This window comes from Pseudoalteromonas sp. S3431 (assembly GCF_000690035.1).
Lineage (GTDB): Bacteria > Pseudomonadota > Gammaproteobacteria > Enterobacterales > Alteromonadaceae > Pseudoalteromonas > Pseudoalteromonas fuliginea.
On sequence record NZ_JJNY01000036.1, the window covers coordinates 126,560 to 135,772 of the forward strand.

The following is a 9,213-nucleotide window of genomic DNA, read 5'->3' on the forward strand; positions in this document are numbered from 1 at the left end:
TACCTTGATATAAATACCGGCTTAAGCCGGTATTTTTTTGTCATAAAAATGGGCTTTGAATATGTAATACTGTTAAAGTCTAATTTTAAATTTGTGAAGTAAAACAATGAAACTAAAAACAATATCTGGCGTGCTAGCCATTACTGCATTATTTAGCTTAAATACATTTGCATCAGACTCTCTTCGTGTTGCTACTTTTAATGTAAGTATGGATGCAACTAATCACACACCTAAAGGCGAGCAAGTTAAAAGTGATGCCTTAGTTAACTCACTTAAAGCAAACCACCAGCAAATTAAGAACATAGCGGAAATTATTCAGCGTGTTCGCCCTGATATTATTTTACTTAACGAATTTGATTACATCCCAAAAGAGCAGGGCATTGAATACTTTAATAAACATTATTTAAATGTAGGTCAGCAAGAACAAGCCGCTATTAACTATCCTTACTCTTATATAGCCCCAGTAAATACAGGCCTAGCCACCGAGTTTGATTTAGATAATGATGGCAAAAAAAATGGCGTGATGGGCGATGCACAAGGCTTTGGCTTTTTTGAAGGGCATTATGGTATGGCTATTTTGTCAAAATACCCAATCGATTTTGATAAAGTAAGAACCCTTCAAACTTTTAAATATAAAGACATGCCAAATGCTCAAATGCCTGTAATGCCTAAAACAGGCGAAAACTGGTATAACGCACAAGAATGGCAAGCACTTAGACTAAGCTCTAAATCGTTTTGGGATTTACCTATTAGCGTAAACGATAAAACCATTCATGTTATTGCATCTCACCCAACACCGCCTGTATTTGACGGTGAAGAGGACAGAAACGGCAAGCGTAACCACGATGAAGTAAGGTTAATAGCCGATTACGTTTCAAATGCTAAGTATATTTACGACGATAAAGGCGAAAAAGGCGGTTTAAAAGCTCGCTCTCGTTTTGTTATTTTAGGCGATTTAAACGCAGCCCCAGAGGGCGATAAAGCCCGTACAAATACCACCGACCAATTACTTAAAAACCCATTAATAAATGCTCACTTTGTTCCAAAAAGTGAAGGTGCTAAAGAGCAGTATGATGTGCCTTATGCACAAAATTACAGTGCTAATTGGCAAGCCCGTGTTGATTACGTTTTACCGTCAAACTATGGCTTAAAAATTAAGGACGGTGGGGTGTTTTGGCCAACTAAAACCAGTAATGAATATCGTTTAATTAAAGACAGAAACGCATCAAGCGATCATCGACTGGTGTGGCTTGATTTAGTAATTGAATAACGTCTATTACAATTAGTAAACTGAGCTTTACCCTGTTTAATGGCTATTTATCTTAAATAATTGCAATAACTTGAGTGCTTCTGCTTAAATACGGCCTAATTATAATAACCGTATAGAAGCACTATGATTTTTAATTTTTCTTCATCTAAAACATTAGTGGCCTTAGCCGTTGCCTCAAGTATCATGCTTGCAGGTTGTAGCGTTACCGCTAACACCTCTTCAACACAGCAAAGTGCTTTACCAGCAACCAAGGTTGCTGCGGTTGTAAACACACCAGCAGATATCGGCTCACAAAAAATAACGCTAGAACAAGCAATGGCCGATCCCGATTGGATGGGGAATCAGCCAGAGAGCGCTTATTGGGCAAGCGATTCAGCTACTATTATTTATGCTCAAAAAGAGCAAGGTAATACATTACGCAATTTATTTAGCCAATCTGTTAACAGCAAAACAGCAGAGCAGGTAGCACTTAATAAACTTCATACTGTGGGTTCAAATAAAGCCGTTTATTCTAAAAATAAAACAATGGCGGCCTACACGTTTAAAGGCAATGTATTTGTTAAAAACCTAAAAACAGGTGAACTTAAACAAATTACAGCGACATCAACAAGTGAGTCTAAACCACAATTTTTAAACAATGGTGATTTAGTTTACCGCCAAGGTAATGTGTTTTTTAAAGTTGATTTAAAAACAGGCTTAACGAACGAGCTTGCTAACTTAAAACTTGCTGATAAGCCTAAAGGGATTGAAGAGCCAAGCACGTATATTACTAAAGAGCAGCATAAACTGATTAAATTTGTGGCGCTTCAACAAAAAAATAAAAAAGATAAGCAAGCACGCAATGAGCAAATTAATGAACAAAATGATTCAATTGCTAACACGGCTTACTACTTAGGTAACGGTAATAAAGTTGCAGAGGCACAGCTTTCGCCAAATGGTGATGCGTTATTAGTCGTAGTTAAAGAAAAAACTGATTGGCGCGCAGATGGCGATATTATGCCAAATTACATCACTAATGATGCAACTATTGAGCCTAAAAAAGCACGCCGCCGTGTTGCAGATGCTAAAGAAGAAACCTCACAGCTTGTCTACATCAATTTAACTAACAAAGAGCAAACATCACTTAGCTTTAATACCTTACCGGGTTTTGATGAAGATGTTTTAGCCGCAGTTAAAAAAGAAAATTATGCACGTGATGGTAAAACATATAAGTCTAAAAAGGCGCCTCGTGGCATTAACCTTATTATGGACTGGGGTTTTGAGCAAAGCCCAATAGTATGGAACGACGACGGCTCACAAGTGGCTGTCATGCTTGAAGCGTGGGACAACAAAGATCGCTGGCTTGCTACCGTTGATTTTAAAAACAACAAACTTGTGTCGCAACACCGCCTACATGACGATGCATGGATTGCTTACGCATTTAACGACTTTGGTTGGTTACATAACTCAAACACGCTTTATTACCTATCGGAAGAGTCGGGTTACAGCCAGCTTTATAAAAAGCCAGTCAATGGTAGTGCAACTGCGCTTACACAAGGCCAATTTGAGGTTTCTAACTTAACGCTTACCAGCGACGACAGCGCAATTTATTACAAAGCGAATGTTGAGCACCCAGGCCTGTACGAAATTTACCGTGTTAACCCGCAAACAGGTAAGAGTGAGCAAGTTACTGACTTAAATGGCATGACTGACTACACGTTAAGCCCTGATGAAACCAAGTTACTCCTTAAGCACTCTACAATTACCATGCCTAATGAGCTTTATGTAGCTGATGCACAAGCCAATACAAAAGCAACGCGCTTAACGCACACAGTGTCGGATGAGTTTTTAGCTAAAAAACTAACTGCACCTAAAATTGTTGCCGTGCCATCGAGCCATACTGAACAACCTATATACGCCAAAGTATACTACCCAGCTGATTACGTTGAAGGTGAAGTAGGTAAAAACCGCAAAGCGGTTATTTTTAACCACGGCGCGGGTTACTTACAAAACTCACATATGGGGTTTTCGGTTTATTTTCGTGAATTTATGTTCCATTCATTGCTCGCTGATGAAGGTTACATAGTAATGGATATGGATTACCGCGCATCTAAAGGTTACGGGCGTGATTGGCGTACCGCGATTTATCGTCAAATGGGCACACCTGAAACACAAGATTTAGCCGATGGTGTTAAATGGATGGCGCAAAATGCCAACGTTGATACCAAAGCAGTCGGTACTTATGGTGGCTCTTATGGCGGCTTTATGACCTTTATGGCATTGTTTACTGCGCCTGAGTTATTTCAATCAGGTGCGGCACTACGACCTGTTACCGATTGGGCACATTACAACACAGGTTACACAGCTAATATATTAAACCACCCTGATGTTGACCCGATTGCGTATGAGCGCAGCTCGCCAATTTATTACGCTGAAGGTTTAAACAAACGTTTACTCATTAATGCCCCCATGGTTGACGATAACGTGTTTTTTCAAGACTCAGTGCGTTTAGTACAGCGCTTAATAGAGCTTGAAAAACAAAACTTTGAAACAGCTATATTTCCTGTTGAACCACATGGTTTTGTACAGCCTTCAAGTTGGTTAGACGAATACCGCCGTATTCATAAATTATTTAAAGAAACGCTTTAATCTTTAACTCTTAAAGTATAAAAACAAAAATGCCGCATTAGTTTAGTTAACTAATGCGGCATTTTTATTGGATTAAACAAAATCTAACTTTATTTTTTCTTTTTAAAGAGCTCTATAATCAGTGGTATGGCAAGCAGAGTCCCGCCAATAACACCAATTAAATGTGCATCAATAGCTACAGTTGAGTTAATAAGCTTTCCTATATCAGCATTAGGGCCGCTAAATTGCTCAAACGCTATTTTAATCCATACGCCTATAAATAATAAATAACCCGACTTAAGCCCTACAGTTATATCTTTAACTGCCCCCCAAATAATTACGCCATGCAACAGAGCACTTAATCCGGTATAAATATGTATGCTTGGGCAAAACCAATACACGCCAAGTCCACACCACAGTGCCAGCGCACTTATATTAACGGCGTAACGAGTAGGTGATGTGTATTCGCCATGCAGTAACCAAATTAATAAAACACCACTGGCATTTAATCCCAAATGAGCCCAATTAGCATGAACAAATTGGCTAGAAAAAATTCGCCACAGTTCGCCTTGATTAATTAGCTCTCGGTTAAATTCAAGTAAATTATTTAAATCAAATGCAGCAAAAATGGTACTAAAAAGCAGCAGAATAATAGGCGGTAATATATAACGAGGTTGAATAGGTAAATTAAGCATTTTATTGTAATTTTTTAGTATAAATTTTTGCATATTGTGCCCGTTTAACTTTAAGATGCCAATTACCTTATCGTTATTAAGTGTTTTTAGACTTTTTATGCATTTTAAACTTAACTCATTATTTGCTATTGGACTGTGCGCAATAACATTGCCTTCTTTTGCACAGCAACCGATAGAAACTCGCGAACCAGAAGCAGCAACGGGCCTTAGTCACAAGCAAGTTGTGGTAGGTGACAAGTACATGGTTGCAGCGGCAAATCCGTATGCTTCAAGAGCCGGTCAACAAATTTTAGCCCAAGGCGGCAGTGCCGTTGACGCTGCAATAGCAACTCAACTAGTGCTTACTTTAGTTGAACCGCAATCCTCTGGTATTGGCGGTGGTACATTTATGATGTATTACAACAAAGCTAACAATAAATTGACTAGTTTTGATGGCCGCGAAACCGCACCTGCAAATGCAGATGAAACGCTGTTTTTAGATAAACACGGTAAAGCCGTTAAATGGATTGAAGCCGTTGTAGGCGGACGATCTGTTGGTGTACCCGGTATTTTGCATGCCTTTGCAAGTGCGCATAAACAATACGGTATATTGCCATGGGAAGAACTTTTTAAACCCGCTATTGAACTTGCTGAGCAAGGCTTTGTAGTTTCGCCGCGTTTACATGGCTTATTAGCCCGCCAGTTAAACCCCGGTGTAATGAGCATGCCGATAATCAACGAATACTTTTACCCAAATGGTAAACTGATTGAAGCGGGCACAATTAAAAAGAATCAACCGCTTGCAGATTTATACAAAGACATTGCAAAGCAAGGCATTGATGCATTTTACAAAGGCGAAAACGCTAAACAAATGGTTAATGCTGTACAGCGCTCTAAAATTGCCCCAGGCAAATTAAGCGTACAAGACTTAGCAGATTACAAAAGCAAAGAACGCGATGCGGTATGTATACAATACCGTGCCTATAATGTGTGTTCAATGGCTCCACCAAGCAGTGGCGGTGTTGCGGTACTGCAAATGCTAGGCTTACTTGAACATAAAGATATGAGCGCACTTAAGCCAAACGGCGAAAAGGCGATTCATTACTTTAGCCAAGCTTCGCGCATAGCATTTGCCGATCGCGATATGTACATGGGCGATCCCGATTTCACCCAAGTACCTACAAAAGAGCTCCTAAACAAAGATTACATTGCCTCGCGCGCTAAATTAATTACAGAAACAGATCAAAAAGCCATAGCTGGTAATCCTGTAGGGTACTTAAGTTATGCAATGGATGATTCATACGAATTACCTTCTACCTCACACGTATCTGTTGTAGATAGTAAAGGCAATGCAGTTTCGATGACCAGTTCAATTGAAATGGCGTTTGGCTCTACGGTTATGGTTAATGGTTTTATTTTAAATAACCAACTAACTGACTTTTCGCTTTCGCCACGCAAAAACGGCAAGCTTGTAGCAAACCGTGTAGAGGCTGGTAAACGCCCGCGTAGCTCTATGTCACCAGTAATGGTATTTAACAAAGATGGCAGCTTACGTTTAGTTGTGGGTTCTCCTGGTGGTAGTCGCATTATTGATTATGTTGCGCAAGTGGTTGTTGGCGTTATTGACTGGAACTTATCAGCGCAAGACGCTATAAACTTACCACGTACAACAAATCGTAACGATTACACCAGCCTTGAAAAAGGCACAACGCTTGAAGCTATTGCACCTTTGCTTGCTAAACGCGGACACAATGTACGTGTTCTCGATTTGAACTCAGGCTTACATGCCGTTGAAATTAAAAATAACAAATTGTATGGCGGCGCCGATCCGCGCCGTGAAGGTGTTGCATTATCTGATTTAACTGATAATCACGTCACTATCAAATTTTAATTTATGTATAATACACTTGCAGGCAGTGCGGCTTGCAAGTGTTTTTCTCAATGGTCTGACCAACTTAATTGTCATTGCAATTAAACTTCTAACAATGATAATGACAGATCATAACTTAAGACTCCGTTAAAGCTTGGAAATATGACAACAAATACTGATCCTAACTACTTATATATTCATCATTCTGGCCCTGGCCTAATTGAAACGCCGCTATTAAACAAAGGCAGTGCCTTTAGTAAAAAAGAACGCGAAAATTTCAATCTTGCTGGTTTACTTCCTCCACGCTTTGAAACAATTGAAGAGCAAGTGGAGCGTTGTTATCAGCAGTATTCTAGCTTTACCGAAAATTTGAATAAGCACATTTACCTACGTGCAATCCAAGATAACAACGAAACACTGTACTACCGTTTAGTGCGTGACCATCTTGAAGAGATGATGCCTATTATTTACACGCCTACAGTTGGCGACGCTTGTGAAAAGTTTTCAGACATTTATCGCAGTGCACGTGGCTTATTTATTTCGTACGAAGACCGTTTTCAAATTGATGATATTTTACGCAACGCTACCAAAGGTAAAGTAAAAGTTATTGTTGTTACCGATGGCGAACGTATTTTAGGCCTAGGCGATCAGGGTATTGGTGGCATGGGTATCCCAATTGGTAAATTGTCACTTTACACAGCGTGTGGTGGTATAAGCCCAGCATACACATTACCTGTAATGCTTGATGTAGGTACTAATAACGAAAAGCTTTTGAACGATCCTATGTATATGGGCGCACGCCATAAGCGTATTGCTCAAGACGAATACGATGAGTTTTTAGATTTATTCATTAAAGCGGTTAAACGTCGCTGGCCAAATGTATTGCTGCAGTTTGAGGATTTTGCACAGCCAAATGCAATGCCATTACTTAAGCGCTACCGCAATGAAATTTGTAGCTTTAATGATGATATTCAAGGTACGGCGGCTGTAACGGTTGGTTCTTTACTTGCTGCGTGTCGCGTTAAAAATTCAACACTGAGCCAGCAAAAAGTGGTATTTGTTGGTGCTGGTTCTGCTGGTTGTGGTATTGCTGAGCAAATTATTAGCCAAATGGTTTTTGAAGGCATTACGGAAGCACAAGCGCGTAGCCAAGTATTTATGGTTGACCGTTTTGGCTTGCTTAGTGAAGGTATGGAAGGCTTACGCGACTTCCAACAAGCACTTGCACAACCTAAAGGCTCGTTAAGTGATTGGACTTACAGCGGTGAATACGCATCACTTCTTGATGTGATGCACTGTGCAGAACCTGATATTTTAATTGGTGTTTCAGGCCAACCAGGTTTATTTACCGAGCAGGTAATTCGTGCAATGCACGCCGGTTGTGAGCAACCTATTATTTTCCCATTAAGTAACCCATCTAAGCAGGTAGAAGCATACCCAGAAGATGTAATTAAATGGACAGATGGTAAAGCGCTTGTTGCAACCGGTAGCCCATTTGCACCCGTTGAGTACAATGGCGAAACGTTCCCAATTCCACAATGTAACAACAGTTATATATTCCCAGGTATTGGCTTAGGGGTTATTGCCGCTAAAGCAACGCGTATTACGGATGCAATGTTAAGTGTGTCTAGTGAAATGCTTGCAGAGTCGTCGCCGCGTGCCAATACAGGTAAAGGTAGTTTGTTACCTGCGCTTACTGAAATTGAAACGCTAAGTAAACGTATTGCATTTGCTATTGCTAAAAAAGCGATTGAAGAAGGTGTTGCACTTGAGATCACTGATGATGCTTTATGGGCCGCAATAGACAAAAATTACTGGTTACCAAAATACCGTAACTATAAGCGTTGTAGTGTTTAATTAGGTTTATACATAATTAAAAATAAATAACGTTGTAGGCACAGTTACAATGCTTAACAAAAAAACAGGCAAATGCCTGTTTTTTTGTGCTTGTTCATATTTAATTAACCGCGTACGGTGTTTACTGGGTTTAACAAAATTAAAGGATCGACTTAATGAAAACTCTTACCCTTGTTTTAGGTAGCGCGCTGGCTTTAAATGTACTTAGCTTTGATTCACTTGCTGCAGCTACTCCCGATGCCCCTCATATTTACGTAAAGGGCGAAGCCACTCTTACCACAATGCCGGATTACGTACAGCTTAGTGTAGGTATTACCGAAGTTGATAAGGACTTAATTGCAGCTAAAAATAAAACCGATTTAACCATCGCTAAAGCAATTAAGCTCGTAAAAGAAGTAGGGGTTAGAGAAGGTGATATAAATGCTGGGCAAATTTCAATAAACCGTGATAGTCAATATAACCGCACAACCGGTAATCAAGACTTTAAAGGCTTCAAAGTTTCTCGCACATTAACGGTAAAACTCAGCGATATAAATAAATACCCAGAGTTACTACAAAGCTTAGTTAACAACGGAATTAACGAAATTAATCAAACGCAATTTTTAGCAAGTAACTACAGCGAACTACATAAAAAAGCGCAAAAATTAGCAATAAAAGATGCACGCGATGCGGCAAAAGAATTTAGTGAAGATTATGGCGTTGACTTAAAAGGATTGTACAGCGCATCACTAAGTCCACTTAATGTGCAGTCGCAGCCGTACATGCGCGCAGAAAAAGTAATGATGGCTGATAGCGCACCAAGTAACTATGTACCTGATGCCTACCATGCTGGAGAGATTAAAGTTACTGCCTCAAGCTATGCTGTGTACTACATAGATTAAAATATAGGTTCTTCCTAGGGACGATTAACTCTATGTTGCTCGGTTTTTACTTAG

Annotated in this window: 6 protein-coding genes; 5 read left to right on the forward strand and 1 reads right to left on the reverse strand. The window is 39.7% G+C overall.

The annotated features are described in order from the left end of the window. Nucleotides 1-106: 106 nt before the first annotated feature. Together DO88_RS10455 and DO88_RS10450 are read left to right on the forward strand one after the other, a co-directional pair. Nucleotides 107-1,270, forward strand: coding sequence for an endonuclease/exonuclease/phosphatase family protein (locus tag DO88_RS10455; RefSeq protein ID WP_008135168.1), 1,164 nt, complete (start codon nucleotides 107-109; stop codon nucleotides 1,268-1,270). A gap of 123 nt (nucleotides 1,271-1,393) precedes the next feature. After that, complete coding sequence (locus tag DO88_RS10450; protein WP_033039125.1) at nucleotides 1,394-3,898, forward strand: S9 family peptidase; 2,505 nt, start codon at nucleotides 1,394-1,396, stop codon at nucleotides 3,896-3,898. 89 nt (nucleotides 3,899-3,987) lie between these two features. Here DO88_RS10450 and rrtA read toward each other — a convergent pair whose 3' ends face one another. Beyond that, the gene (gene rrtA, locus DO88_RS10445) at nucleotides 3,988-4,605 is read right to left on the reverse strand and encodes a rhombosortase (RefSeq protein ID WP_007377164.1); all 618 of its coding nucleotides are present in this window, start codon (nucleotides 4,603-4,605) and stop codon (nucleotides 3,988-3,990) included. Between the two features lie 64 nt (nucleotides 4,606-4,669). On the opposite strand from rrtA, the gene ggt reads away from it, so the two are divergent. The 3 genes from ggt to DO88_RS10430 all read left to right on the forward strand — a co-directional run bounded on the left by ggt (nucleotide 4,670) and on the right by DO88_RS10430 (nucleotide 9,159). After that, nucleotides 4,670-6,442 (forward strand): gamma-glutamyltransferase, encoded by a 1,773-nt coding sequence (gene ggt / locus DO88_RS10440; protein ID WP_033023692.1) that lies wholly within the window; start codon nucleotides 4,670-4,672, stop codon nucleotides 6,440-6,442. A gap of 141 nt (nucleotides 6,443-6,583) precedes the next feature. Continuing rightward, on the forward strand, nucleotides 6,584-8,278 hold the full coding sequence (locus tag DO88_RS10435) for an NAD-dependent malic enzyme (RefSeq protein ID WP_007377162.1): 1,695 nt from the start codon (nucleotides 6,584-6,586) through the stop codon (nucleotides 8,276-8,278). 155 nt (nucleotides 8,279-8,433) lie between these two features. After that, entirely contained in the window at nucleotides 8,434-9,159 is a 726-nt protein-coding gene (locus tag DO88_RS10430) for an SIMPL domain-containing protein (protein ID WP_033029589.1), read from the forward strand. Nucleotides 9,160-9,213: the final 54 nt, after the last annotated feature.

Excerpts from the sequence above, each read along its gene's own strand:
- ggt (WP_033023692.1), top strand. The coding sequence starts at position 4,670 with ATGCATTTTAAACTTAACTCATTATTTGCTATTGGACTGTGCGCAATA.
- DO88_RS10430 (WP_033029589.1), top strand. The coding sequence starts at position 8,434 with ATGAAAACTCTTACCCTTGTTTTAGGTAGCGCGCTGGCTTTAAATGTA.
- rrtA (WP_007377164.1), bottom strand. The coding sequence starts at position 4,605 with ATGCAAAAATTTATACTAAAAAATTACAATAAAATGCTTAATTTACCT.
- DO88_RS10435 (WP_007377162.1), top strand. The coding sequence starts at position 6,584 with ATGACAACAAATACTGATCCTAACTACTTATATATTCATCATTCTGGC.
- DO88_RS10455 (WP_008135168.1), top strand. The coding sequence starts at position 107 with ATGAAACTAAAAACAATATCTGGCGTGCTAGCCATTACTGCATTATTT.
- DO88_RS10450 (WP_033039125.1), top strand. The coding sequence starts at position 1,394 with ATGATTTTTAATTTTTCTTCATCTAAAACATTAGTGGCCTTAGCCGTT.